This is a genomic window from Plantactinospora solaniradicis (genome assembly GCF_042658085.1).
GTDB classification, from domain to species: Bacteria; Actinomycetota; Actinomycetes; order Mycobacteriales; family Micromonosporaceae; genus Plantactinospora; species Plantactinospora solaniradicis.
In genome coordinates, this window is sequence record NZ_JBHSPR010000007.1 from 813,346 (window position 1) to 838,709 (window position 25,364).

Annotated in this window: 22 protein-coding genes and 1 pseudogene; 10 read left to right on the forward strand and 13 right to left on the reverse strand. The window is 70.3% G+C overall.

Annotated features, from left to right (window positions below):
* Positions 1-572 precede the first annotated feature (572 nt).
* Both ACFP2T_RS09615 and ACFP2T_RS09620 read right to left on the reverse strand, forming a co-directional pair.
* A pseudogene (locus ACFP2T_RS09615) lies at positions 573-2,006 on the reverse strand (DEAD/DEAH box helicase); the annotation flags it as partial.
* Positions 2,007-2,145: 139 nt separating this feature from the next.
* On the reverse strand, positions 2,146-2,730 hold the full coding sequence (locus ACFP2T_RS09620) for a helix-turn-helix domain-containing protein (protein ID WP_377419831.1): 585 nt from the start codon (positions 2,728-2,730) through the stop codon (positions 2,146-2,148).
* A gap of 48 nt (positions 2,731-2,778) precedes the next feature.
* Here ACFP2T_RS09620 and ACFP2T_RS09625 point away from each other — a divergent pair, with 48 nt between their 5' ends.
* Together ACFP2T_RS09625 and ACFP2T_RS09630 are read left to right on the forward strand one after the other, a co-directional pair.
* A complete protein-coding gene (locus tag ACFP2T_RS09625; RefSeq protein WP_377419833.1) occupies positions 2,779-3,297 on the forward strand; it encodes a GNAT family N-acetyltransferase in 519 nt (172 codons plus the stop codon).
* A 125-nt stretch (positions 3,298-3,422) separates the two neighbouring features.
* Positions 3,423-4,631, forward strand: a complete 1,209-nt coding sequence (locus tag ACFP2T_RS09630) for a dienelactone hydrolase family protein (protein ID WP_377419835.1) — start codon at positions 3,423-3,425, stop codon at positions 4,629-4,631.
* 40 nt (positions 4,632-4,671) lie between these two features.
* Here ACFP2T_RS09630 and ACFP2T_RS09635 read toward each other — a convergent pair whose 3' ends face one another.
* Positions 4,672-6,846 carry an alpha-glucuronidase gene (locus tag ACFP2T_RS09635; protein ID WP_377419836.1) on the reverse strand — a complete coding sequence of 725 codons (2,175 nt, stop codon included), beginning with the start codon at positions 6,844-6,846 and terminating at the stop codon, positions 4,672-4,674.
* A 148-nt stretch (positions 6,847-6,994) separates the two neighbouring features.
* Positions 6,995-8,203 carry a substrate-binding domain-containing protein gene (locus ACFP2T_RS09640; protein WP_377419838.1) on the reverse strand — a complete coding sequence of 403 codons (1,209 nt, stop codon included), beginning with the start codon at positions 8,201-8,203 and terminating at the stop codon, positions 6,995-6,997.
* Positions 8,204-8,285: 82 nt separating this feature from the next.
* Between ACFP2T_RS09640 and ACFP2T_RS09645 the strand changes: the two genes are divergently transcribed.
* The gene (locus ACFP2T_RS09645) at positions 8,286-9,719 is read left to right on the forward strand and encodes an RICIN domain-containing protein (protein WP_465264258.1); all 1,434 of its coding nucleotides are present in this window, start codon (positions 8,286-8,288) and stop codon (positions 9,717-9,719) included.
* Positions 9,720-9,736: 17 nt separating this feature from the next.
* Positions 9,737-10,627 (forward strand): family 43 glycosylhydrolase, encoded by an 891-nt coding sequence (locus ACFP2T_RS09650; protein ID WP_377419842.1) that lies wholly within the window; start codon positions 9,737-9,739, stop codon positions 10,625-10,627.
* Between the two features lie 87 nt (positions 10,628-10,714).
* On the opposite strand, the gene ACFP2T_RS09655 is transcribed toward ACFP2T_RS09650, so the two are convergent.
* Positions 10,715-11,734 carry a hydroxyacid dehydrogenase gene (locus tag ACFP2T_RS09655; protein ID WP_377419844.1) on the reverse strand — a complete coding sequence of 340 codons (1,020 nt, stop codon included), beginning with the start codon at positions 11,732-11,734 and terminating at the stop codon, positions 10,715-10,717.
* Positions 11,735-11,849: 115 nt separating this feature from the next.
* On the opposite strand from ACFP2T_RS09655, the gene ACFP2T_RS09660 reads away from it, so the two are divergent.
* Genes ACFP2T_RS09660 through ACFP2T_RS09670 form a run of 3 tightly spaced genes read left to right on the forward strand, consistent with a single transcriptional unit; the run spans position 11,850 to position 13,958 of the window.
* Complete coding sequence (locus tag ACFP2T_RS09660) at positions 11,850-12,842, forward strand: helix-turn-helix domain-containing protein (RefSeq protein ID WP_377419846.1); 993 nt, start codon at positions 11,850-11,852, stop codon at positions 12,840-12,842.
* Between the two features lie 11 nt (positions 12,843-12,853).
* Complete coding sequence (locus ACFP2T_RS09665) at positions 12,854-13,306, forward strand: nuclear transport factor 2 family protein (protein WP_377419848.1); 453 nt, start codon at positions 12,854-12,856, stop codon at positions 13,304-13,306.
* A gap of 16 nt (positions 13,307-13,322) precedes the next feature.
* Positions 13,323-13,958: a nuclear transport factor 2 family protein gene (locus tag ACFP2T_RS09670; protein ID WP_377419850.1), complete on the forward strand. Its 636-nt coding sequence runs from the start codon at positions 13,323-13,325 to the stop codon at positions 13,956-13,958.
* Between the two features lie 104 nt (positions 13,959-14,062).
* Here ACFP2T_RS09670 and ACFP2T_RS09675 read toward each other — a convergent pair whose 3' ends face one another.
* The 6 genes from ACFP2T_RS09675 to ACFP2T_RS09700 form a co-directional block, all read right to left on the reverse strand.
* The gene (locus tag ACFP2T_RS09675; RefSeq protein WP_377419851.1) at positions 14,063-14,878 is read right to left on the reverse strand and encodes a hypothetical protein; all 816 of its coding nucleotides are present in this window, start codon (positions 14,876-14,878) and stop codon (positions 14,063-14,065) included.
* Positions 14,879-14,880: 2 nt separating this feature from the next.
* Positions 14,881-15,708, reverse strand: a complete 828-nt coding sequence (locus ACFP2T_RS09680) for a hypothetical protein (RefSeq protein WP_377419853.1) — start codon at positions 15,706-15,708, stop codon at positions 14,881-14,883.
* 395 nt (positions 15,709-16,103) lie between these two features.
* Positions 16,104-17,054 carry an ABC transporter substrate-binding protein gene (locus tag ACFP2T_RS09685; protein ID WP_377419855.1) on the reverse strand — a complete coding sequence of 317 codons (951 nt, stop codon included), beginning with the start codon at positions 17,052-17,054 and terminating at the stop codon, positions 16,104-16,106.
* On the reverse strand, positions 17,000-17,854 hold the full coding sequence (locus ACFP2T_RS09690) for an ABC transporter ATP-binding protein (protein WP_377419857.1): 855 nt from the start codon (positions 17,852-17,854) through the stop codon (positions 17,000-17,002). Before ACFP2T_RS09690 ends, ACFP2T_RS09685 begins: the two co-directional genes overlap by 55 nt.
* A complete protein-coding gene (locus tag ACFP2T_RS09695) occupies positions 17,855-18,892 on the reverse strand; it encodes a FecCD family ABC transporter permease (RefSeq protein WP_377419859.1) in 1,038 nt (345 codons plus the stop codon).
* The gene (locus ACFP2T_RS09700) at positions 18,889-19,938 is read right to left on the reverse strand and encodes a FecCD family ABC transporter permease (RefSeq protein ID WP_377419861.1); all 1,050 of its coding nucleotides are present in this window, start codon (positions 19,936-19,938) and stop codon (positions 18,889-18,891) included. Before ACFP2T_RS09700 ends, ACFP2T_RS09695 begins: the two co-directional genes overlap by 4 nt.
* Positions 19,939-20,098: 160 nt before the next feature.
* On the opposite strand from ACFP2T_RS09700, the gene ACFP2T_RS09705 reads away from it, so the two are divergent.
* Positions 20,099-20,815, forward strand: coding sequence for a VOC family protein (locus ACFP2T_RS09705; RefSeq protein ID WP_377419863.1), 717 nt, complete (start codon positions 20,099-20,101; stop codon positions 20,813-20,815).
* A 176-nt stretch (positions 20,816-20,991) separates the two neighbouring features.
* Entirely contained in the window at positions 20,992-23,166 is a 2,175-nt protein-coding gene (locus ACFP2T_RS09710; RefSeq protein WP_377419865.1) for an amylo-alpha-1,6-glucosidase, read from the forward strand.
* Between the two features lie 37 nt (positions 23,167-23,203).
* On the opposite strand, the gene ACFP2T_RS09715 is transcribed toward ACFP2T_RS09710, so the two are convergent.
* Entirely contained in the window at positions 23,204-23,707 is a 504-nt protein-coding gene (locus tag ACFP2T_RS09715) for a hypothetical protein (RefSeq protein ID WP_377419867.1), read from the reverse strand.
* 81 nt (positions 23,708-23,788) lie between these two features.
* Positions 23,789-24,817, reverse strand: coding sequence for a serine hydrolase (locus ACFP2T_RS09720; RefSeq protein WP_377419869.1), 1,029 nt, complete (start codon positions 24,815-24,817; stop codon positions 23,789-23,791).
* Between the two features lie 190 nt (positions 24,818-25,007).
* On the opposite strand from ACFP2T_RS09720, the gene ACFP2T_RS09725 reads away from it, so the two are divergent.
* Entirely contained in the window at positions 25,008-25,361 is a 354-nt protein-coding gene (locus ACFP2T_RS09725; protein WP_377419871.1) for a hypothetical protein, read from the forward strand.
* The last annotated feature ends 3 nt before the right edge of the window (positions 25,362-25,364 follow it).

Sequence of the window (25,364 nt, forward strand, 5' to 3'; positions counted from 1 at the left end):
TGGCGGTCGGCATCGCCGTGCAGCACCCTTCCGCGGGCCGCGACGAGGTTCGTCACGGCGGCCTTCCCGTCGTCCCCGACCGACGCCTGCGCAAGCTTGGGGACCTGGGTGGCGAGGATGTCGATCAGGATGTCCTCGGCGTGATCGGCGTCGGTGGGTGTGGCCACCGCACCGACCGCGGCCCTGAGCGCGTGGCCGATGGTGCTGGGGACCATGAGCCGGGCCGTGAGCGAGCCGAGATCCGTCGGGGTGAGTACGCCCTTGTCGTCGTCGTCCTGCCCGCCCCTCGCGACCAGACCGGCGTCGTCGAGGAACCGGACGGCCCCGTGCAGCGCGTCGAGGCTCCGGTTCCCCTGGTGGAACGCGAGCGTCTGGACCCACCACTGTTCCGCTTCGCCGATCGTGCCGACGGTGCCCCGTACCATCTCGCCGAGCAGGTGGTCCGGCAGGCTCGCGTGGATCTGGGACCGTACCCGGTTTCCGGCGACGAGGCGGGCCTGCCACTGCGCACGCTCGTCCTGGTCCGTGATCAGAAACGCGGCCCCCTCGCGCTCGCCGGTGCCGACCCGGCCCGCACGGCCAAACATCTGCTGCACGATCGCGACGTCGAACGTACCCAGCCCGACCTGGGTGTCGCGGACCACGACCGCACGCGCCGGAAGGTTGACTCCGGCGGCCACGGTCGGGGTGGCGACGAGTACGTCGAAGCGCCGCTCCCGGAACGCGCGTTCCGCGTCGTGCCGGTGGTCCCAGCCCTTGTAGTGCAGCCCGATCCCGACGGCGGCGCAGGTGTCGTGGACCCGCTGGACGTCATCGGGGTGCACACCGGTGACGCTGGCGCCCCGCCCGGCGGCGATCACCAACGCGGTCCGCCGGACGTTGCGTTTGCTGCCGCAGAAGACCAGCACACTGCCGCCGGTCCCGGCGACCAGGTGGGTGATGGCCGCCGCGAGTCTCGTCCGGGTGGCGTCGGTGACGTTCCAGTCGGCGTGCGCCGCGATCATGGGGAGTTGCCAGGTGAGTTGGCTGGCCCGCCACGACACCTGGATCAGCGCGGCGTGCAGCCAGTCCGCGATCTCGTCCGCGTTGCTCACCGTCGCGGAGAGGCCGACGACGCGGACACTCGATCCGAGGTCGCGGATGCGGGCGAGCAGAGCCTCCAGGGTCGAGCCGCGGGCGTCGTCACCGAGGAGGTGGATCTCGTCGACGACGACGCAGCCGACCGCGTCGATCGCGTCGCGGAGGCTCGAGGTCCTGGATACCGCCTCGAACTTCTCGGTCGTGGCCACCCAGAGCTGTGCGTGCCGCAGTCGTTCCACGTCGATGGCGTGTTCGCCCGACAGCCGCTCCACGGTGACGCCCTGGCGCCGCCAGGCGTCGAGTTCCCGGTCGAGTTCGTCGGTCAGCGAGCGCTGCGGTACGAGCCACACCGCACGCCGTCCCTGGTGGAGCATCGCCTTCAGGGTGGCGGCCATGCCGATGATGGTCTTACCGGCTCCGGTCGGCGCGACGACGACGAGGTTCCGGTCGCTGTCCAGGATCGCGGGGATCACCTCGGCCTGGGCGGGATTCAGCGTCGGATGCGCGAGGAACCGCACCCAGTCCGTCGGGAGGATGTCCGCGACGGGGCTCGGCGGCCGTGACTCGATGCTGGGGGCGTGCATGTGCCACAGCAGCGCGAAGGCGTCACGGGCGGCTCGGGCGGCCGCTCCGGAGCTGCGCACCATGCCGCGTCGGCCGCCCCGGACGAGTCCGCACGGTTCGCTCTGCCCGACCAACGGTGCACCCGGACCCGGATCGTGGACGAACTCCGTTTCCAGCAGGAAGGGAACCCGGCGGACCTCGGCGCCACGGGCCGCCAGTGCCTCGGCGAGTGCCGTGCAGCCGTCGTCGGTGGGGAGCAGCACCCGGATGTCGGCGCCGGGCGGGATCTCGGGCAGTGGCACGGCAGGATCGGCGATCTTCAGCCACAGGATGGGTCGTGGACGCCCCTCGCCTGGATCCATGAACCCGTATCGCTCCACTCTCGGTTGATCGCTCCGCCCATGGTGACCTTACCGACCTGGCTCCCGTTCTCGGCCGCCGTCGGCGGTGACGGGACCGGCGGGTGGGGCCGGGCCAGCCGAGGGGCCCGTCCGGTCGACGCTACGGCCGGACGAACCGGGCCGCCGGGCCTCGGGGACGCATGATGATGGCGGCCACGTAGTAGCCGCAGGCGGTACGCCCCGGGTTCAGGTACCGGTGTGGCTGGTCGGCCGCGAAGTAGACCGAGTCCCCGGCGGTCAGGTCGGCGGTCCGGTCGCCGACGGTCAGCCGCAATGTTCCGGAGTCGACGACGACGAATTCGTGCGAGCCGGGCGCGTAGGCCGGGAACTCCCCGGCGTCGCACCCCGGCGGCAGCGAGGTGCGGACCAGTTCGAAGTTCACCCCGGGCACCACCGGGGTGAGGATCGTCCGACGCCAGCCGCCGGGCTCGTCGGCGACGTCCTGCTCGGCCGCCCGGCGCACGGTGAACCGGCGGTCCGTCTCGTCCGTCAGCAGGTCGACCAGTCGGACGCCCAGCCCGGTGGCGATCCTGTCCAGCAGCACGACGGTGGCCGCCTTGTCGCCGTGCTCGATCGAGGACAGCATGCTCACGCTGACCCCGCACCGGTCGGCCAGTCCCTGCAGGGTCAGGTCACCGTCCAGGCGCAGCCGGCGAACCCGTTGGCCGAGAAGCTCCAGATCCATGTACGCTATAGTAGCAATCAATTCCTCTATAGCGCAACGGGGTGCCCGATGGACGAGGACCTCGCGACGATCCGACCGGCTTCGCCCGCGGACCTCGACGCGATCGGCGAGATCTACGCGCACTACGTCGCGAACACGACGGCAACCTTCGAGCTGCGGGCGCCGGGCCGGCGTGACTGGTCGACGCGCTACTGGGCGATCGCCGAGACCGGACTGCCGTTCCTGGTGACCGAGGTGGACGGACGGATCGCGGGATACGCGTACTGCACCCGCTGGAAGTCGCGACCGGCGTACCGGCACACCGCCGAGAACTCGATCTACCTGGCGCCCCGGGCCGTCGGCCGGGGACTGGGCACGGCACTGCTCGCCGAGTTGTTGCGGGTCAGCACCGTCGCCGGGGTCCGCGAGCTGATCGCGGTGATCGTCGACACCGGTGAACCGGCCTCGATGAGGCTGCACCGCCGGCTCGGATTCGCCGAGGTCGGCCGGTTGCGCAGGGTCGGTCACAAGCACGAGCGCTGGCTGGACACCGTACTGCTGCAACGCTCCCTGCTGCCAGAGGCGTAGAGGTAACCGCTTTCCCGCTAGACTCGGCACGACAGACGTCGATGTCACCGACCCCGCCGCCCCAGCCCCAGCAGTCGTACCGCCCCGGCGGCAGGTGCCGGTGTCCGGACCGGTAGGAGTCCCGGATGAAGAGACGGTCCTTCGTGTCCCTTCCCGCACTGGCGATGCTGCCCCCGACCATGCCCGGGGCGGCGCCCCCGACCGGGTTGACCGAAACCGGCGGAAGCGTGACCGCGTCGGCCGGCGCCGCCTTCTCCTCGCCCGCGATCGTCGACGGCAACCTGCCGGCGTTCTACCCGGCACTCGCCGACGAACTCACCTTCCCACTGGCCTGGACCAGGTCACGGACCCGGAGCTTCCGCACCTGGCGCCGGACCGCCCGGGCGAAGGTCGAGGAGTTGCTCTGCCAGCCGGACGACGCCACCCGGTTCGATCCCGAGATCCTCGACGAGCGGGACGGCGACGGCTACCTGCAACGCACGCTGAGCGTCAACCTGACCCGGCACAGCCGGGTCCGGGCGGCGATGCTCGTGCCCCGGGGTCGCGGGCCGCACCCCGCCGTGCTGCTCCTGCACGACCACGGCTCGAAGTTCGACATCGGCAAGGAGAAACTCATCCGGCCCTGGTACGACCAGGACCGGCTCGGGTCGGCCCAGGCCTGGTCCGACCGGTACTTCGGCGGCCGGTTCGTCGGCGACGAACTCGCCCGCCGTGGGTACGTGGTTCTCGCCGTGGACGCGCTCGGCTGGGGCGACCGATCCGGCCTCGGCTACGAGGCGCAGCAGGCGCTCGCCAGCAACCTGTTCCACCTCGGCTCCTCCCTGGCCGGTCTGACGGCCCGGGAGGACGTACGGATGGCCGCCTTCCTCGGCACGCTGCCGTACGTGGACCGGCGGCGGATCGCGGCGCTCGGCTTCTCCATGGGCGGCTACCGGGCATGGCAGGTGGCCGCGCTCTCCGACCATGTCGCCGCGGCGGCATCCGTGTGCTGGATGACCACCCTCAAGGCGATGATGGTGCCGGGCAACAACACCCTGCGTGGCCAGTCGGCGTACTTCATGCTGCACCCCGGCCTGCATCGGCACCTCGACATCCCCGACGTGGCGAGCATCGCGGCACCGAAGCCGATGCTGTTCTTCAACGGTGAACTCGACACCCTCTTCCCCGTCGCCGGAGTACACGACGCCTACGCGAAGATGCGGGCCGTCTGGCGGTCCCAGCGCGCGGACGACCGGCTCCTCCCGGTGCTCTGGCCGGGACTGGGCCACGTGTTCCCGCCCGAGATGCAGGACCAGGCGTTCCGCTGGCTCGACCGGTGGCTGCGGAGTACCTGACCCGGGCAGCGGCGGGTCCCGGCGTCAGTGAGATGCGGCTCTAGTGGATGCGGCGTCCCCGCGCGTCCGGCACCCCGGACTTGCGGAAGAAGTAGGTGTTGACCTGGTCCCGCCACTCCTGCGCGGAGCGCAACTGCTCGTCGAGGCGTTCCCGCACCCGGGCGTCCAAGCCCGGGTCGACCAGGCCGGCGGCGGAGAGCCGTTCCCAGCGCCGCCGCATTCGGGCCACCTCCTCGACCCCGGCGAAGTGGGTGTCGTAGATGTGCTGGATCACCGTCGAACCGCTGTGCAGGAGGTGCCCGTACGGGACGTGGTGGAAGAAGAGCAGCAGTTCGTCGGGACACCGCTCCAGCGACTCGTACACGTCCGACCATGGCTGCGGGTACTGGCCGGTGAACCCCGTCCCCGACCTCCGCGTCCGGTCCACGCCGATGCCGTCCCGATCCGCGAAGTGGTAGGTGCCCCAGGCGGTGTACTCGTAGCCGTCCACGTCGGGGCCGTAGTGGTGTCCGGGGCGGACCATGAAGCCGACCCCCAGCGGCGTCGTGTACCGCTCGTAGGTGTGCCAGGAGTCGTCCATGATCTCGTGCAACGTCCGTCGGAGCAGTTCGGGGTCGGCGGTCGTCGACGGCACGAAGGTGAGGTCGATCCACTCGTCGAGGATGGCCGACGGATCCATTCCCGGCGCCCAGGCCAGCCGGCCGAAGGCGTACAGGTTGGCCTGGGCGAGCGGGTGCCCGGTCCAGAAGGGATCGTCGCCCACGTTGGACACCGCGACCAGCCCGCCACCGGCCGTCGGCGCCGAGCCGCCGGCCGCCGACGCCGAGCCGCCGTCGTCCACCGCCGGGCCGGCGGCCACGGTGGCGACGGTCGGTCCGCCGGCACCCCACGGGCCGAAGTCGAGCACCTCGCGCCACAACGGGCCCAGGTAGCAGACGTGCCGCTGCTGACCCGTGTACTCCTGGGTCACCTGGAACTCCACCGCCAACCGGGTGGCGGGCATCGCGGCGATCACCGGCGAAACCGGCTCACGCACCTGGAAGTCCATCGGGCCGTGCTTCACCTGGAGGATCACGTTCTCCCGGAACTGACCGTCGAGCGGGGCGAAGTGGTCGAAGGCCGCGCGGGCACGGTCGGTCGACCGGTCGCGCCAGTCCTGCCGGTGGTTGTAGACGAAGGCACGCCAGTGCACGACTCCGCCGAACGGGGCCAGCGCCTCGGCGAGTGCGTTGGCGCCGTCGGCGTGGCTGCGCCCGTACGCGAACGGGCCCGGCTGCCCCTCCGAGTCGGCCTTGACCACGTAGCCCCCGAAGTCGGGGATCGTCTCGTACACCTGGCGGGTGGTCCCGGCCCACCACGCCCGGACCTCCTCGTCGAGCGGATCGGCCGACGATAGTCCGCCGAGGACGATCGGCGCGGCGAAGCTGACCGACAGGTACACCCGGACCCCGTACGGACGCAGCAGTTCCGCGATCGCGGCGACGTCACCGATCCGGTCCGTCAGTAGCCGCGCCTCGGTGGCGTGCACGTTGACGTTGTTCACCGCGACCGCGTTCACCCCACAGGCCGCCAACAGCCGTCCGTACGCCCGCACCCGGTCCGGGTCGCGGCGCGGCTCACCGATCTGCCAGAAGATCGACCCACCCGCGTAGCCGCGCTCGACCTGGCCCGAGTCGTGATGCACGTCGACGTTGTCCCAGTGGTCGAGCATCCGCAGTCGCATCGCCGGCCGGTGCCGCTCCACCGGACGGTCGGCGCCGAACGCGGACTCGCCGAGGCGGACCACGTGGAACAGCCCGTAGAGCAGTCCGGCCGGCGCGTCGGCCAGCACCACCGTGCCCTGGCCGTGCCGGCCGAGCACGAAACCCTCGTCGCCGAGCGGGTCCGCGTGCTCCCCGTACCTCTGCCGGAACTCGGCCTCGACCGCCACCGCCTGGTCCGGCAGCGGTGCCGTGGTGCGGAGCGCGAGCACCAGGTCGAACTCCCCGGCTCCGGCGTCGACCTCCCCCGCCACCACCCGCTGCCCGTCGGCGGGCCGCGGCTCCTGGTGCCGCACCTGGCCGCCGTGCCCGGCGCCGGCCTGCGCCACCTCGCGCAGCACGGTGTCGACGAGCCCTCCGGCACCGTGCACCAGGGTCCGGCGCGAACCGAGCGCGCGAAACGCCTCCGGCGGCAACCAGGCGGGGTGGACGCCGGACGGGTGAGGAGTGGTCACGGAGGCTCCAGGGGATGCGTGCGATCATCACGGCGGTGGGTGGGTGGCCGCCCGGGTCCGACGGAGGGCTGGTCGGACGGGGCGCCGGCCGGTGATCGACTTTAGTACATCTCGGGAGCTATCCGGTCGGGACGACCGGGCCTCTCCGCTATCTCGGCGCGGGGACGCGGGCCGGTCTGGCGGTGCTCTGGCGCAGGATCAGCTGTGGAGCGAGCCGCATCCGGCAGGGTGGGCGGCGGTTCTGGCTCGGCGACAATCGGGCGGCCAGAAGCTCCAGCGCCGCCTGACCGATGGCAGTGCGTGGTGGCCGTACGGCGGTGAGCGGCGGGTCGAACGCCCCGGCCATCTCGTCGTCGTAGCTGATCACCGACAGCGTCCCCGGTACGTCGATCCCGGCGTCCCGGGCCGCCTGGGTCAGCGCGGCGGCGTGTCGGTCGGCGTGCACCAGGAGCGCGCTCGCCCCCATCGCCAGGCACGCCTCCAGGGCCCTGGCCGAACCCGCGCCCCCCATTGCGACCTCGTCGCCGTCGATCTCGGTGATCCGGCGTCGGGTCGCACCGAGCCGTCGCATCGAGGCGAGGAAGCCCGCGCGCAACGGCTCACTGGTCGGACTCGTCCGGGGCACGACCAGACCGATCGCCTTGTGCCCCAGGGCGGTGAGGTGCTCGACGGCGAGTGCCGCGCCGAGTTCGTGGTCGGTGCTGACGCTCTCCAGCCTCGCCCACCGTGCGTTGTCGCTCGGTGGCTGCCGCTCGATCAGCACCACCGGCATGTCCAGCGCGCCCACCCAGTCGAGCAGGGGTTCCCGGTCGCTCAGTGGCGACGAGGGCGTGAGCAGCATGCCCGCGACGCCCTCGCCGAGCAGCCGCTCGATCTGGCGCTGGTCGGAGGCGGCCGAGCCGTACATCGAGCCCCGGAAGGCGATCCGGAGCCCGTACGCGTTCGCGGCGGCCTGCGCGGCCCGCATGATCTGCGGGTAGTAGTAGTCGAGCGAGGGAACGACCATGCCGACGACCAGGCCGGTGGGCCGGGCGGTGCTGCGCCCGGCCGCGCCCGGGACCACCGGCAGCACCCCACCGCCGCGGACCCGGCGCAGCAGTTCCCGGTCGGCGAGTTCGCGGAGGTCGCGCCGAACGGTCACCGCGCTGACCGCGAGTTTGGCCGCGAGACGGTCGACATGGACCACACCGACGCGGCGAAGCTCCTCCAAGATCACATCGTGACGTTCCTGGGTAAGCATTGGTGACCGTTTCAGATCGAAACCTTTCAGAAGCCTTGACGTTACCGCATCGAAACGATGCACTCGGGTCCTACACAGTGACCAGCTTCCATGTCTTTCATCCAAGAGGATCATCATGATGGCTCGTCAACACCCGTCCGCACCGCGGCCGACCACAGTGGACCAACCTCGTCACCCGGCGCGTTCCCCGCTCGGGACAGTGCGGCGTGCGGCGCTCGTGTTGACGCTTCTGCTCACCACCGTCGTCGTGGGCTACGGCGCACCGGCGGCCCAGGCGGCGCCGGTGACGATCACCAACGGCACCCAGTTCCGCGACACCGGCGGCAACGTCCTGCACGCCCACGGCGGCGGCGTACTGAAGGTGGGCGACTACTACTACTGGTTCGGCGAGAACCGGAACTCGAACAACACGTTCCGGGCCGTCTCCGTCTACCGCTCCACCGACCTGCGGAACTGGGAGTTCCGGAACAACGTCCTGACCCAGTCGTCGCACTCCGAGCTGAACGTCGCCAACATCGAGCGCCCGAAGGTCATCTACAACAGCTCCACCGGCCGGTACGTCATGTGGATGCACAAGGAGAACGGATCCGACTACGGCGAGGCGCGGGCCGCGGTCGCCTCCTCGGCCACCGTCGACGGCGCCTACACGTACCACGGCAGCTTCCGGCCGCTGGGACACATGTCCCGGGACATCACGCTCTACAACGACAACGGCACGGCGTACATGATCTCGGCGGCCGACGAGAACTACGACCTGCACATCTACCGGCTGACCTCGGACTACCTGAGCATCGGCACACTGGTCGGCAACTTCTGGGACGGCGCCCACCGCGAGGCCCCGGCGATGTTCAAGCGGGGCAGCGTCTACTTCCTGCTGACCTCGGGGGCGACGGGCTGGAGCCCGAACCAGGCGAGATACGCGACCGCGTCGAGCATCTCCGGGCCGTGGACCGGGTGGACGAACGCCGGCAACTCGACGACCTTCGACTCCCAGCCGACGTACGTGCTGCCGGTCCAGGGCTCGTCGACGACCAGCTACCTGTACATGGGCGACCGGTGGGCCGGCGCCTGGGGCGGGCCGGCGAACGACTCCCAGTACGTCTGGTTGCCGATCGCCTTTCCCTCCAGCACCAGCATGAGCCTGAGCTGGTATCCGCAGGTCACCATCGACACCGCCACCGGGACCATCTCCGGCAGCGGCGGACCACCGACCGGCACCTACTACCGGATCACCGCCCGGCACAGCGGCAAGGTGCTGGACGTGATCAGCTCCTCGACGGCGAACAACGCCGAGGTGAAGCAGTGGGGCTGGAACAGCGGCGCGAACCAGAGGTGGCTCTTCCAGGACACCGGCGGCGGCTACTACCAGATAATCAACCAGAACAGCGGACACTGCCTCGACGTCGCCAGTTCCTCCACCGCCGACGGCGCGAACATCATCCAGTACGCCTGCGGCGGCGGCACCAACCAGCAATGGCAATGGGTCGCCACCGGCAGCTACTTCCAGCTCCGCGCCCGGCACAGCGGCAAGTGCCTCGACGTGGTCAACTCCTCCACCGCCGACGGCGGAGACATCCAGCAGTACGCCTGCGGCAGCCAGACCAACCAGCAATGGTCCCGCACCCAGTCGTGAACCGAGAGGAGACGGCCATGAGAGCTGAGTTGGATCGGCGGCCCGGCGCCCGGCGCTGGCTGGCCAGCCTGACCAGCGCGCTGCTCGTCCTCGTCGGCGGCCTCGTCCTCGCGGCGCCGCCGGCACACGCGGCCAGTACCTACGTCTACCCGACGTTCAAGGGCGACGGCGCCGCGGACCAGGAACTGTGGATCTACCGGTCGACGAACGGCACGAGCTTCAGCGTGCTGGCGGACACGAACTACCGGGGCCCCACCGGCGTCCTGCGGGACCCCAGCATCATCAAGCACAACGGCCGGTACTTCATCGCGTACACGGTCCAGTCGTGGACGACGAACTCGACGTACTTCCACGTCGCCTCCAGCACCAACCTGACCAGTTGGACGCACGTGGCCACCGTGAATTCGGGCATCGCCAACACCAGGTTCGTCTGGGCCCCCGAGTTCTTCGTCGAGGGCAGCACCGTCCGGATCATCGCCAGCGTCGCCCAGACCACCTGCTCCAACTGCTTCCGGCCGTACGTCTACACCGCCCAGAACACCGGCCTGGAGTCCTGGAGCGGACCCGCGCAGATGTGGGGGCTGGGAACGAACCACATCGACACGTTCGTGGTGAAGTCCGGCAGCACGTACCACGCCTTCGTCAAGGACGAGACGTCGAAGTACATCGAGCACTGGACGACCACCGCCAACCTGACCAGCGGATGGGTGCCCGTGAGCAGCCTCTGGACGTCCGGGCACGAGGGGCCGTCCGTGATCCAGATGGACGACGGCACCTGGCGCATCTACATCGACCGGTACACCAACGGCGGGATCTGGACCGCGACCAGCTCGGACCTGAACAACTGGTCGGGCATCAGCCGCATCGACTGCCCCGGCTGCCGGCACGGCACGGTCGCCCGCCAGTGACCCCGCGCCGATCTGCGGCGCCCTGGGCCGGCCGCGCAGGCTGCCGAGGGCGCCGCGGATCGGTGTCGCCCGGGCCCGGTGCCGGGTTCAGGCGTTCAGTACGAATGCCTCGGGGGTGACCTCGGCCCGCGGCGGCTCCCCGACGGTCCAGCGCGAGAGTTCGTCCAGGGCGTGGTCGCTCAGCCGCAGGATCTCCGAACCCAGCGAACCGGCGAGATGGGGGGTGATCATCACATTGGGTGTGGCACGCAACGGCGAGTCGGCGGGCAGCGGCTCGGGCTCCGTGACGTCGAGGATCGCGAAGAGCCGGCCGGACCGGCATTCCGCCGCGAGGGCCGGTGAGTCGACGAGGCTCCCGCGCGCCGTGTTGATCACGGTCGCGTGGTCGGGCAGCAGCGCGAGTTCGGTCGCTCCGATCATGTGACGGGTGCTGGGCAGGGCGGGTGCGTGCAGCGACAGCACCTCGCTGCGGGGAAGCACCTCGTACAGGTCGAGCAGCGTGCCGCCGGCCGACCGCACCACCTCGGGGTCCGCGTACGGGTCGGCCACCAGGCACACCGTGGAGTCGAGACACCCCAGGAGGTCGACGACCCGACGGCCGACCCGGGAGAAGCCCACGATGCCGACCGTACGGCGGTAGTTCGACAGGTCGCCGTAGCCGGCGAGGTGACCCCAGCCCCGATTGGCCGCGTCGGGGTTCGCGGCAATGAAGGGTGCCTTCTTACCGGCGAGGATGATCGCGGCCAGGGTGTACTCGGCCACCGGGATCGCGTTGGCGTCCGCCGCGCTGGTCACCTGGATGCCCCGGCGCCAGACCTCGCTGGTGACCAGCGAGCGGACGCTGCCCGCGCAGTGGAACACCGCCCGCAGCGCGGGGGCCGCCGCAAGACGTTCCGGGGTCAGCGTCGGCGCTCCCCACGAGGTCAGCAGCACCTCCGCCTCGGCCAGCCGGGCGCGAGCCGACGGCGAGTCCAACTCGTCCACCCAGACCGGATCGGGCAGGGTGACCAGCCGTCCGAGCCGTTCGAGGCGTACCGGGTCGAAGTGGGCCCGGAACGACGGCCGATCCATGACCACGAGCGCGGTGGGCTTCGTTCTCTCCGACAACGTCTCTCCCCTTCGAACAGTCCGGGAGGTGGTCGCCGCGAGCCTCCGGAAAGCGTGTGGTCCGTGTACAACATCGATAACCTGGTTGCGCGCGTGCCGGCCATAGTTCGATCGAATGCGGTCGGAACAGGTCAGGAACGAACATCGGGGCGCGGCGACGTACCGCCTGCGGCGGGCCGGACACGCGAAGGGGGACGGCGCGGTGCCGACACGGGTGGGCGAGCCGCAGATCGAGGCGTGGACCGTGGACGACGTCGTGCTGGAGCGGTACCGGTACGGCCCGGGACCCCGGGTCGCCTATCCCCGGCACGCACACGAGGAATACCAGCTCTGCCTGAACTTCGAACTGCCCGGCCGGGTCTGGTACGACCGGGCGTGGCACACGGTACCGCCACGCAGCCTGACCGTCGTCGCCTCCGGAGAGGTGCACGAGACCCGCGATGTCGACGATCGCGTGGCCGGCGGGAACTACCGGGTCTTCTATCTCGGCCCCGGCCCGGTCGACGAGTTGGCCACCGAACTCGTCGGTCGCCCGGCGGCCCGCCCGAGCTTCGCCGACCTGGTCGTGCCCGACGACGACCTGTTCCACCGCTTCAGCCGGTTGCACCGGGCCTACCAGGTCGGCGAGTCGAGGCTGACCCGCGACTGTCTGCTCCAGTCGGCGCTGGCGGGACTGCTGGGACGGCACGGTGGTCGCCGGCCGGGCGGCGGAGGAACGACGACCGGCGCCAGGCACCCGGTACGCCAGGCGCGGGCGTACCTGTTGGACAACCTGGCCAGCAACGTGTCACTTGTCGAGCTGGCCCGGGTGGCAAACCTGAGCCCGTACCACCTGGCGCGCACGTTCACCCAGGAGTTCGGGCTCTCCCCCCATGCCTACCTGCTCCAGGCCCGGATCAACCTCGCCCGGCGGCTCCTGCTCCAGGCCGGCAGCGTGACGGAGGTGGCGTACCGCACCGGGTTCTACGACCCCAGCCACTTCACCCGGCACTTCACCCGGCTGGTCGGCATGCGGCCCGGCCGGTACGCCAGATCCGCAAGAACGTACAACCGGGCGGACGTCGCTCCCTCCTACGCTGGCGACAGATCTGGCGATCGTCGCAGCTAGGAGGCGCAGACGTGCGGAACGAAACCGGTGGCTGGTCCCGACGTACGGCCCGGTGGCCGATCCGGATCGTGGCGACGACCGCGATCGCGATGTTGGCGGCCTGTGCCGGAGGCCCCACCTCCGCCGAGCGCCCCACCTCCGCCGACGACGCCGTCGCCCGCGCCGGGCAGGCCTATGTGGACGCGGTGAACAGCGAGGACCTGGACGCTCTCGTCGCCGCGTTCGCCGAGGACGGAACCATCGTCGACGTGACCCGCCGGATCACCGGCCGGACCGCGATCCGCACCTGGGCGGAGAACGAGGTCATCGGCGGCCGGCTCCAGGTCATCACGGTGAGCGAGACGGCGGGTGGGCAGGACCTGCTGGTCCAGTGGGCCCCGGCGGGCTCCACCGGCTGGCGCGCCCACTACCGGTTCACGTACGCGGGCGATCTCATCGCCGTCGCCGATCTCCAGTACGCCTGAGAAGGAGAGCCGAGAGATGTGCCAGAACGAAGGACGTGACATCCCCGAGGAGGAGCCGTCGGCCGTGACCGGCCCGGTCGGGCCCGGCCCCGTACACCGCCGGGCGGTCCTGGCCGGGGTCGTCGGGGTAGCCGGTGGTGCGGTGGCCGGCACCGGAATCGCCGTCACGGCACCCGCACCACCCGCGTGGGCCGGCCCGCCCTCCTCGTACGACGTCGACGCCGTACGCCTCGTCGTCGACGGCATCGACGACGCGGTGGACGCCAAGGACTGGGTACGCTGTCGCGCGTTCTTCACCGACGAGGTGGACGTGGATTTCGCCGCCCTGAACGGCGGGCCGGCCAGCCGGATGCCGGCCGACGACCTCGTCGCCGGATGGCGGCGCAACCTGTTCGCCGACAAGACCAGTTTTCACATGCGGTCGAACCACCGCGTCACCGTCGACGGCGACCGGGCCGGCGTCCGGTCGAAGGGGTACGCCTTCAACAGGCTGACCCGCCCGCTCGGCGACGCACTGTGGGAGGTGTGGGGAAACTACGCCCACCGGCTCGTGCGTACCCGCGAGGGCTGGCGGTGCAGCGCCATCGCGCTGACCGACGTCACCCACGCCCGCGGCAACGAGCTGGCCTGGACCCACGTTCCGCCGGAGTGATCCGGGCAAGGGCTAGACCCGTAGGGACATTCCCGACTGACTGACTGACCGTCCGGCTGGCGGGGCTGGGCGGAACCAGTGATGTCACCCCGAGGGATGCCAGATCAACGGCCACTACGGAGCCGAGGCGCTCTTCTGCGTTTCGTACGCGCTCGGGAGGGATGCCTGTCGCTGTGTGAGGTACGAACTGCGTCGAGCCGCCAGAAGGCTGTAGGCTCGCGATCCTTCCGTATTTCCAGCAGAATCAGGGTCAACGCGGTGACTGCTGCCCAGAACAAGGGTCCGACAAGGCGCTTGAACCAGTCCAACGCATCGGAACGCAGGAAGCTGAGAGTGAATCCGGTCCCGTCCTGCACGAGCGCTCCAGTAAACAGGGCCAGGAGTGCGACTGCCGACAGAATGAACAGGATCACGGAGGAGGCAGCCGCAGCGGTGACTTCGCGGCGGGTACGTCGCGGTCTCATATCGCCCTCAAGAACCGGCTTGCGGTTGCGGTCCTTCCATATCATCATGGCGGCGAATGCAAGGTACGGCAGCTTGCGAAGAAGCAGGTTCGCAATCATCAGTCCGATCGTCGGCAGCTTGGCCTCCAGTTCGGCCAGTGTAAGGATTCGTACTCTCAGACGAACACCCGTGGCCCCCTCGGCAAGGGGAACCTGCAGCACACTGACAGTCATCCCGGTCTCAAGTCCGCTGCTACGAAAGCCAAAGTCGACAGTCCGCAGGAAGCGGTCAGCGTCTTCCTCCGGCAGTTGCGTGACCATCTCTTTGATCAACAGCTCGAAATCCCGCCCGACGCTCCGGGTCCAGTCACCCGCGCCGTCGATCGCCAGAATCGCGTCACGTCGCATCCTCGTAATAAACTCGTCCACGTCGTCGTGCGGCTTCAACTGGTACTTCAAATCGAGATAGAACCGCATGCTCAGGCCTCCGAGTCTCGACCAAAGATGGTGACCTCGGCCCACTCGCGGCCGATTTCCGGCGCGCGCCATTCCGCCTGCATGATCAAGTCCCGCTCTCTGAGTATGGCGAGGTCCGGTGGCTGTCGATCATCGCCGCCCCCGTCAGGGAGGGTGGCAACGAGCCGGCCCGACGCAGACAACTTGCGTCCGTCCTTGTGGAGCGCACGATCAAGCGCCTTGACCACGCTGACACCAAGAGTGTCGGTTTCGACGGGAACGACCCGCAGATCGTCCAACTCGGTCGTACTCACGTTCTCGATCAAGAAATACTTGCGGTGCACGCTGATACTCAACTTGGGCGCTGAACTGTGGCGGGCGCGGAACACCGAATGACGTGGGCCGGAGAAGTGTTCCCGAACGCGCGCGGTGTCGCTATCGACGTCCAGGATGGCTGAGATATCTTCGACGAGCCGGACGAGTGAATCCTCGTCGCCCAGATCGTTGGCGAAGCGGGCGCCGAGGCCGAGTGGCAACTGTCCCACGTCGACACCCAGGGCACGACCAACCAGAACTGTCGCTCGCATGGCAGCGGCCACACCGAGCTCCCACGACATCCACGCTGGTCGAGCGACGGCCCCAGGGGTCCACAACGACAAGAACAGATCCGAACTCTGCAAGCCTTCCAGCAGGCCTTCGTCGATGCGAACTCCCGCAGCCAGGCCACGGGCGGCACGCGACGTGTTGAACGATCTCACCTTGCCATCAAACGCGCGCTGGACGACATCCTGCATCGCGTTGCCAACCTGATCATCGGTATGGCTGATGAAAACCTGTTTCTGAGCAGACACAGCCGGCCCCTCCCGCACTCGTCGGCAGTTCCGGCCAACACTAGGAGAAGGAAGCAGGAGAGGCTACGTCAAATGCGATGACGGGCAGCCAGAGTCTAATGGACACTCAGCTATGTCGATCAACCGTTCGCCGCCCGGGTTGACGTCATGAAGCCGAGCTGCGGCGGATCGGACCATCTCATTACTCATAAGACCCGGCCAGCGCCGGGCAATGCACGATGGACCATTTTCTGCTGTCCCCCATCAGGGCGGACATGCCCGCCCGAAAAGCTTCGCTCCGGACCTCAACCCCACCGAAGCCGTCTGGGATACGCAAAGCAGGGCCCCGGCCTCCTCGACCGCTGTTCAGGCCGGGATCACCCCTCGTCGCAGGGGCGATCCCGGCCCGCGACGCCTCAGGCCGCCGGGACGTACTTCTCCAGGTCGTCGAGGATCTTCCCGGCCGCGGTGACCCCGATCCCGGTCATCCAGGTCTCGTCGGCGACCACGTACGTCTTGCCCGCCTTGACCGCCCCGAGGTTCTGCCACAGGCTGCCGCCGGTCACCTTGGTCTGCTCGGCCGCGGCCTTCTCGCCGAAGGCGGTCACGAAGATGATGTCTCCGTCGAGTTCGGCGATCCGTTCGAGGCTCACCTTGTCGAACCGCTTGTCCTCCTTGTCGGCCAGGAGTTGCCGCTCGGGACGCCCCAGTCCGACGTCGCCGAGCACGAGGCCGGAGAACGACGCCGGCCCGTACACCCGGATCTCGGTGGGACGGAACCGGACGATGGAGATCTTCCGCTCTCCCGGGTTACCGATCTTGGCACCGACATCCTTGGCCCGCTTCTCGTACGCGGCGAGCAGGTCCTTGGCCTCCTGCTCCTTGCCGAGCGCCTGCCCGTCGAGGAGGAAGTTCTCCTTCCAGGTGATGCCGACCCGCTCGGTGAAGACGGTGGGCGCGATCGCGGACAGCTCGTCGTAGAACTTCTCCTGGCGGAACTTGCTGCCCAGGATCAGGTCCGGTTGCAGGGCGCTGATCGCCTCCAGGTCGGGCTCGGTGAGCAGGCCGACCTGCTTGATCCCGGCGACGGCGTCGGCGCCGAAGTACGTCGGCCAGCCGGCGACCTCACCCGCCTGCGCCGCGCCGATCGGGGTCACGCCGAGCGACAGCGCCGAATCGATCTTGTCGGAGTCCAGCACCACCACCCGCTTCGGATGCGCCGGCACCTTGGTGCTGCCCATCGCGTGGGTGATGGTCCGGCTCTCCCCGGCGGCCTCCTCTCCGACCACCGGATCGCTGCTGGCGCATCCGGTCAGGCCGGCACCGATGGCGGCGACGGCGAGGAGGACGAGAACTCTGCGGCGCATGACGAACCTTTCGTAACGGACGATGATGTGCTGAGCGTCGGGACGACCAACGGCGCCCCGGTCACCGGGCAGGGCACGACGACGCAGTCGAGCCCGAAGACGTCGCGAACCAGGTCCACGGTGAGGATCTGCCGGGGTGGCCCGGCGGCGACGACCGCACCCGCCCGCATCGCGACCAGGTGGTCGGCGTACCGGGCGGCCTGGTTGAGGTCGTGCAGGACGGCGACGACGGTACGGCCGCGCTCGGTACGCAGCCGGTGCAGCAGGTCGAGCACCTCCACCTGGTGGGCGAGGTCGAGGAAGGTCGTCGGCTCGTCGAGCAGCAGCGTCTCGGTGTCCTGGGCCAGTGTCATGGCGATCCAGACCCGTTGCCGCTGCCCGCCCGAGAGGGTGTCCACGGGCCGCTCGGCCAGCTCCTGGACGTCGGCCAACGCCATCGCCTCGGAGACCGCGACCTCGTCCTCCGGCGACCACTGCCGCCACCACCGCTGGTACGGCTGCCGCCCCCGGCCGACCAGGTCGGCGACGGTGACCCCCTCGGGCACCAGTGGACTCTGCGGGAGCACGCCCAGCCGGCGGGCCACCGCGCGGGTCGGCAGGTCCCGGATCGCCGCCCCGTCCAGCAGTACGGTGCCCCGGCGCGGGGTGAGCAGCCGGGCCATGGTGCGCAGCAGCGTCGACTTGCCGCACGCGTTCGGCCCGACGATGACGGTGAACGCGTCGGCGGGCAGGTCGAGGTCGAGGCCGTCGAGAACGGTCCGGTCGTCGTACCCGACCGCGAGATCGCGAGTGGAGAGCATCTAGGAGACCTTCCGTCGACCGCGAAGCAGCAGGTAGATCAGGTACGGCCCACCGAGGGCGGCGGTCAGCACGCCAGCGGGCAGTTGGGTGGGGGCGAACAGCCGTCGTCCGGCCAGGTCGGCGAGGACGACCAGGAGCGCGCCCACCAGCGCGGCGCAGACCAGCGGCGGTCGCTCGGCACGGACCAGCCGCCGGGCCACCTGCGGGGCGACCAGGGCCACGAAGTCCACCGCGCCGACCTGCGCGGTGACCATCGCGGCGGCGAGGACGCCGGTGGTGGCCAGGCCCACCCGGCGGGCCACCGGGCGGAGCCCGACCCCGCGCGCGGTGTCGTCGTCGAGCGCACTGCCGTTCAACGCCCAGCCGGCCCAGAGCAGCACCGGCAGCAGCACCAGCAGGGTCACCCCGAGGTACGCCGCCTCGCGCCATCCCTTGCCGGCCAGGGTGCCGACCAGCCAGAGTTGCGCACGCAGCCCGTCGATCGGGTCCGCGGAGAGCATCACGACCTCGGTCAGCGCCCGCAGTGCCACCGCGACGGCAACCCCGGCCAGCACGAACCGGTGTGCGGCCAGCCCGTGCCGCAGTCCGAGCAGCAGCACCACGACCGTCGCGGCCAGCCCGCCGGCGAGCGCTGCCGGCGCGATCAGTGACGCGGCGGCACCGCTGGTCAACGCCACCGTGGCGGCGAGCCCGGCGCCCTGGGTGACACCGACGACGTCTGGGCTGGCCAACGGGTTACGGGCGACGCTCTGGATCAGGGTGCCGGCGATGCCGAACACGGCACCGACCAGCGCGGCCAGCACGACCCGGGGCAGCCGCAGGTCGAGCACGACCAGGTCGTACTGGGTGCCGGCCCCGGACAGTGACCGGAGCACGTCGACCGGGGCGACGTACGGGGTGCCGACGGACAGGCTCAGTACGACGGCGGCGGCGAGCAGGACGACCAGGATGCCGCCGACCAGCAGCGGCCGGTGCCGTACGACCAGCCGGGCGGGGCCGAGCCGGACCAGTGTCCGGCCCACGGGCAGCGCGGTCATGCGGTCACCACCCGGGCCCGGCGGATCAGCACGACCAGCAGTGGCGCGCCGAGCAGCGCGGTGACGATGCCGGCCGGCACCTCTCCCGGGGGTGCGACCAGCCGGCCCACGACGTCGGCGCTGAGCAGCAGAGCCGGGCCGAGCAGCGCGGCCACCACCAGGGTCCAGCGGTGGTCGGCGCCGACCAGGGCGCGGGCCAGGTGCGGCACGGCCAGTCCGATGAACGCGATCGGCCCGGCCCCGGCCACGGCCGCCCCGATGAGCAGTACCGCCGCGGCACCGCCGGCCAGCCGGACCAGCCCGACATGGTGGCCGAGGCCCCGGGCCACGTCATCGCCGAGGGCCAGCGCGTCCAGGCCCCGGGCGGCGAAGCCGGCGAGCAGGACGCCGGCCAGGACGAAGGGCGCTACCTGGGCGGTGACCCCGGCGTCCCGGCCGGTCAGCCCGCCGACCACCCAGAACCGGTACTCCTCGAAGGTGCGGGCGTCGGCGGTCAGCAGGGCGATGACGACCGCGCCGAGGCTCGCGTCGAGGGCGACGCCGACCAGGGCCAGGGTCACCGGGCTGGCGCCCTCCCGGGCCCGGTTCGCGATGCCGAAGACCAGCAGGCCGGCGAGGAGCGCGCCGACGACGCCGAACCAGACGTACCCGGCGAGGCTGCCGATGCCGAAGACCGCGATCGCGACCACCACGCCCAGGGAGGCACCGGCACTGACGCCGAGAATCCGCGGCTCGGCGAGGGGGTTGCGGGTCAGCGCCTGTAGCAGCACCCCGGCGAGGGCCAGGGCGGGTCCGACGGTGAGACCGAGCAGGGTACGCGGGACCCGAAGCTCCCGGACGATGGTGCTGGCCTCGCCACCGTCCGGCGCGACCAGAGCGTGCCATACCTGACCGGGGGCGAGCGGCTTGCTGCCGAGCGCGAGGCTCGCCAGCACCACCAGCATCAGCAGCACCGCGGCACCGGCGGTGACTGCGACGCGCCGGGCGGCGCGGCGGCGCCGCCGGGTCTCCCCCGGCCTGGTCAGCCGGGTCGCAACGGTTGTCACGATGTTTCCTCGCACCCCTCGAATTAGGATCGGCTAACCTTACGATCCGAAGTTCGGCACGCCTATCCGGGATGACGGATCTCACCGAGCCGACCCGGCGCTCACCGGCGGCGACGCGCTCGGGCAACCGTCGGCCGGACGGGTCCGGCACCATATGCCGGTGACCATCGCCCACTTCAAAGACCTGTGCATGGACGCGACCGACGCGCTGCGGCTCGCCCGGTTCTGGACCGACGTGCGTTCCGGCCACCTTGTCGACCTCGGCGACGGATCGGCCCGGTTCGACCGCGCCGAGGGTGTCCCGGGCACCGAGTCGATCTGGATCGACCCGGTCCCGGAGCCCCGCCTCGGAAAGACCCGGGTCCACCTCGACCTCCGCCTGCCGACGCCGGACCCGACCCCCCTGGTCGCGGCGGGCGCGACCCTGGTGCGGGAGCCCGACGACGACACCGGCTGGTGGGTCCTCGCCGACCCCGACGGCAATCTCTTCTGTGCCTTTCCACCCAGTGCCGACGGCGGAACCGGCGTCGCCCGGCCGACCGTGTTCGAACTCGTCGTCGACAGTCGCGACCCGGTCGCCCAGGCGCGGTGGTGGGCCGCCGTCACGGGTGGCCGGGTCGACGTCTCGGGTTCGGCCGCGTCGGTCGTGGCGGCCAGCGGCTTTCCGTGGGACCGCTGGGTCTTCGATGCGGTTCCCGAGCCGAAGACCGTGAAGAACCGGATGCACTGGGACGTGGACCTCGTCGACCGGAACCCGGCGAAGTTGGTCGAGGCCGGCGCCACGGTGCACCGTGAACCCGACGACGTGATCAGCTGGTGGATCATGAAGGATCCCGAGGGCAACGAGTTCTGCGCGTTCGCGCCGAAGGAGCGGTGAGGAGGAGCAGAACCGCCCGGCCCGGTCGACGGGGTACAGACCGCGCACACGGGATCGGTCTGAGCTGGGCGGCAGCAAAAGGGACACCCTTCCGTCGGCGTCGATCGATCATGCCTCGCACCTCGGGCCGGTCCACTACCGTGAGTGACGAAGGCGAAGCCCGCCAGCTTCTTCCGATGCGGAGGCGCGCCACGTCCACGACAGGCCGTAGGCCCACCCCAGCCGACCCGACACCCGCCGGTACGCGCGCGGACCGGGTAGGGAGTTCGGTCGCCCGCAACCTGCCTCCGGAGTTGGGGCCGGACGCGGTTTCGGTGTTGGAGGGGCGCACCTTCATGGTCTCCAACGCACTCGGCGACGTGCCTGAGGGGTCGATCGGCGGCCTGGTCCACGACGACACCCGGTTCCTGAGCCGCTGGGAACTCATGATCAACGAGGAACGGCTGCTCATCCTGGGCTCCGGAACCGTCGACGACTACTCGGCGGCGTTCTTCCTGACCAACCCCGAGCTGCCGGGCCTGCCGGCGAACACCATCGGAATCCGCCGGCAGCGCTTCGTCGGCGACGGCATGCACGAGCGGATCGAGTTGCAGTCCTTTGCCGACGATCCGGTGCCGATCCGGCTCCGGATGGCGGTCCGCGCCGACTTCGCGGATCTCTTCGAGATCAAGGAGGCGGTCCGGGACCGCTCGGGGCAGATCACCCGGCGACACTCCGAGGACGGGGCCGGGCTGGATTTCGAGTACCGCAACGGCACCTTCCGGGCCCGGACCGAGGTCCGGGTCAGCGCACCCGCGACGTCGATCGACGGCGACGACCTGGTCTGGGACCTCGAACTGGCGCCGGACCAGGACTGGCTGTGCGAGCTGAGCGTGCCGTTGCAGCACGGACCACGGAATCTGCTGCCGGCGCACCGGCAGTTCGGCGACGTCTTCGACACCGACTCGGACGACGTGGTGACCCGCTGGCGGGCCGGCGTGCCGGAGGTGCGGTCCGATTCCGCGCTCCTCTGCGACGTGTACAACAAGGCCTCGTCGGACATGACCGCGCTCCGGATCGAGAAGGAGGTGCGGGGCCAGCAGGTGGTACTTCCGGCGGCCGGGCTGCCGTGGTTCCTCACCGTTTTCGGCCGGGACACGCTGATCTGCTCGTACCAGACGGTCGCCTTCGCGCAGCGGCTGGCGCACGGCGCCCTGGTCTCGCTCGCGGCGGTGCAGGGCAGCCGGGTCGACGACTTCAGCGACGAGGAGCCGGGCAAGATCCTGCACGAGGTCCGCAGCGGCGAGCTGACCCGACTCGGCGTCAAGCCGCACGACCCGTACTACGGTGCCGCCGACGCCACCCAACTGTGGCTGATCGTGCTCTCCGAGTACTGGCGGTGGAGCGGCGACGACGACTGCGTACGCGAGATGCGGGACAACGCGCACGCGGCGCTGCGGTGGATCGACGAGTACGGCGACCGGGACGGGGACGGGTTCGTCGAGTACGCGACCCGCTCTCCGCAAGGGCTGGGCAACCAGTGCTGGCGCGACTCGTGGGACGGAATCCAGTTCGCGGACGCGTCGATCCCGGTGCTGCCGATCGCGACCTGCGAGACGCAGGGCTACACCTACGACGCGAAGCTACGGATGGCGGAGCTGGCCGACGGGCCGCTCGACGATCCGGCCCTCGCGCAGCGGCTCCGCGCCGAGGCCGCCGAGCTGCGGGAGCGGTTCAACCGGGCCTACTGGATCGACGAGCGGGGCGGCTACTACGCGCTCGGTCTGGACGGGGACAAGCGTCGGATCGACATGATGTCGTCGAACATGGGTCAGCTGCTCTGGAGCGGCATCGTCCCGCCGGACCGGGCCGCCACGCTGGCCCGCCAGCTCATGTCCGACCAGCTCTTCTCGGGCTGGGGCGTCCGCTGCACCTCCACCGACGACCGTGGCTACAACCCGATCGGCTACCACACCGGTACGGTCTGGCCACACGACAACGCGCTGATCGCCTACGGGCTGGCCCGCTACGGCTTCCGGCAGGAGGCGAACCGGATCATCCTGGCCATGATGGAGGCGGCGCGGTTCTCCGAGTTCCGACTGCCGGAGGCCCTCTCGGGCTACGACCGGTCCTTCGGTCGGGCACCGGTGCCGTACCCGACCGCCTGCCGGCCGCAGGCCTGGGCGGCCAGCGCGCCGAAGCTGTTCCTGCGTACGCTGCTCGGTCTCGAGATCGAGCAGGGCCGGTTGGTCCTCGACCCGTGCATTCCCGAGGAGATCGGCCGGATCGAGGTGGTCGGCTGCAACGCCCTCGGCAAGCGCTGGGACCTGACGGCCACCGGGACGGAATACGAGATCCGGCCGGCTCGCTGACCCGACCCGCTCAACCGGCCCGTCGCGGCCGGCCCGGTCAGTGCGGGGCGGACGGATCCGCAGCGGCATCGTCCATGCCGTCGCGGATCCGTTTCACTCCCCCGGCCAGCATCCACAGGACGAGGCCGACGATTCCGGTGGTGAGCAGCGCCCAGGGATCGCCCGCGACCAGCCGTACGACGGCGTACCCGACGAGCAGGGCGACGGTCACGAGCAGGACGATGCGGATCACGGCGAGCAGCCGGCGGGTCGCGGCCACGGCCGTCCGGGCGACGCTGTCGCCGACGAGCGTCGCCCGGACCCGCAGTACTCCGACTACCAGTGCGATCACCGACAGCTGCGTCACCAGACCGCCGACCGCGAACGGTAACCCCGGCGCCTCGCCGGCGACCAGCAGGGCGGTGCCGCCGGCGCTGAAGAACGTCAGGAGGGCGAGGACGACGACGGCCGCGCCGACCATCCGCCAGGCGCCCTGCCGCATCCGCCCGACGTCGGCCACCCGAACGCGGTCCGGGTCGCCGGTGGGGGTGGGCCGGTCCATCGGTTCCATTCGGTCTGGGCAGCGGTGGCCGGCGGTGATCGGCGGTGATCGGCGGTGGTGGTGGTCAGTCGGCGGCGGTGGTCAGCCGCCGTTGACCGGCCGGAAGGGATCGACGGCGTGCCGCGCCTTCGCCGTCCGGTTGGTGGTCGCCGCGATTGCGTTGAACATGACCCGGCCGAGCACGGCGTGCGCCTGCACCGCCGGATGCGTCGCCCCGTAGTTGTCGAGGTCGCCGAGGGAGTCGGCGAACAGCGCGTACGTCAGCGTCGGTGCACCGTTCGCGTCGAACATGATGCCGGCCTCGTGCCGCGCGGCGCCCAGGTCGTCGAAGTCCGCGCCGTACTTGGTGGCGATCCGGCTGCGCTCGGTCGAGGACATGTTGCGGCGGATCCCGTCGTGGTACCCGTTGATCCACCGCAGGATGCCGAGCAGGAAGTCCGCCGACCTCGCGGACAGCAGCGTCTTGTTGGCCAGCCGCCACAGCAGGTCGTGGGTCTCGCGCGGCGTGGTGACGCCGAGGAAGAACCGGTTCGGATTGGCGACCGGTTCCACCCTGGTGTGCGTGAAGCCCTTGGCGGCGAGGATTTCGTTGATCTCCAATGCCGGGACGACCCGGCCACACATCCGGACCGCCGTGTTGTCCGAGACGAGCAGCATCGCGGTGAGGAAGTTGGCCACCGTGACCTGGTCGCCCCAGACGGTCTGCAGGAAGTAGATGCCGCTGCCGCCGAGGATGATGTCCGCGCTGAGGTCGAGCCGCTGGTCCAGTTGCAGCTCGCCACGGTCTATCTTGTCCATCACCGCCACCGCGACCGCGAGCTTCTGCACGCTGTACCCGTGGGTCACGTGGTCGGCGTCATCCTCCACGACGGCTTCCAGCACACCGGCCGGGTTGACCATCGCGATGTGCGAGTGCCACACCCCACCCGCCCGGGTCTTCTGCTCGCCGTACGTCCGCCGGATCTTGTTCCGGTTCGCGGCGATGCTGGCCTGGACCGCCGGCTCGACCGGTCCGCTCGGTGCGGCGACCGCGGCCCGACCGGTCGCGACCAGCGTTGCCGCCGCCGCACCCATCCCGATCGCGACCCGGCGACTGACGGGCTCCGCCACGATTTCCTCCCCCGGTGACCATCGACAACGTCCGAGGAAGAGTAGCGATCAGGACTTCAGGCAACAAGCCGGACAGCGGTCCGGCCGTCGGTCGAGTCCATTCCAGTCGCCGTACAGTCCACGTCCAGTGGGGTGGGTCAGGCTTCGGTCGAGATGTCGTCACCGGCACCGTCACCGATCGGAGCACCTCATGCCTCGGATTTCCGCCACCCTGGCCGCGCTCACCATGGCGGTCGGCATCGTCACGGCCGCATCGCCGGCCCAGGCCGCACCCGGCGATCAGACGTGGTCGTGCGGCGCCGTGCCGTCGGGTTGGGTGGTCCTCGCCTACGGCGGTACCTGCACCACACCGGCGACGCCCCGGGCGAGCTACCAGTTCATCCAACAGGCCGAGGGCATGCCGGCGGGCAACAGCCTCACCGTCTGCGCCTGGTCGTCGATCCCGGCGGGCTGGCGCGTGGTCTACGGTCCGGTCCCGGTCGGTCAGTGCACCATCGGCTGGGGCTCGCCCTCCCCGAACGCCCTCATCATCAGCAACTCTTGACGA

Coding starts and splice junctions, on each gene's coding strand:
- ACFP2T_RS09650 (WP_377419842.1), top strand. CDS start 9,737: ATGAGAGCTGAGTTGGATCGGCGGCCCGGCGCCCGGCGCTGGCTGGCC.
- ACFP2T_RS09675 (WP_377419851.1), bottom strand. CDS start 14,878: ATGCGGTTCTATCTCGATTTGAAGTACCAGTTGAAGCCGCACGACGAC.
- ACFP2T_RS09695 (WP_377419859.1), bottom strand. CDS start 18,892: ATGACCGCGCTGCCCGTGGGCCGGACACTGGTCCGGCTCGGCCCCGCC.
- ACFP2T_RS09725 (WP_377419871.1), top strand. CDS start 25,008: ATGCCTCGGATTTCCGCCACCCTGGCCGCGCTCACCATGGCGGTCGGC.
- ACFP2T_RS09640 (WP_377419838.1), bottom strand. CDS start 8,203: ATGATGATCCTCTTGGATGAAAGACATGGAAGCTGGTCACTGTGTAGG.
- ACFP2T_RS09660 (WP_377419846.1), top strand. CDS start 11,850: ATGCGGTCGGAACAGGTCAGGAACGAACATCGGGGCGCGGCGACGTAC.
- ACFP2T_RS09690 (WP_377419857.1), bottom strand. CDS start 17,854: ATGCTCTCCACTCGCGATCTCGCGGTCGGGTACGACGACCGGACCGTT.
- ACFP2T_RS09620 (WP_377419831.1), bottom strand. CDS start 2,730: ATGGATCTGGAGCTTCTCGGCCAACGGGTTCGCCGGCTGCGCCTGGAC.
- ACFP2T_RS09625 (WP_377419833.1), top strand. CDS start 2,779: ATGGACGAGGACCTCGCGACGATCCGACCGGCTTCGCCCGCGGACCTC.
- ACFP2T_RS09630 (WP_377419835.1), top strand. CDS start 3,423: ATGAAGAGACGGTCCTTCGTGTCCCTTCCCGCACTGGCGATGCTGCCC.
- ACFP2T_RS09685 (WP_377419855.1), bottom strand. CDS start 17,054: ATGCGCCGCAGAGTTCTCGTCCTCCTCGCCGTCGCCGCCATCGGTGCC.
- ACFP2T_RS09715 (WP_377419867.1), bottom strand. CDS start 23,707: ATGGACCGGCCCACCCCCACCGGCGACCCGGACCGCGTTCGGGTGGCC.
- ACFP2T_RS09670 (WP_377419850.1), top strand. CDS start 13,323: ATGTGCCAGAACGAAGGACGTGACATCCCCGAGGAGGAGCCGTCGGCC.
- ACFP2T_RS09710 (WP_377419865.1), top strand. CDS start 20,992: ATGCGGAGGCGCGCCACGTCCACGACAGGCCGTAGGCCCACCCCAGCC.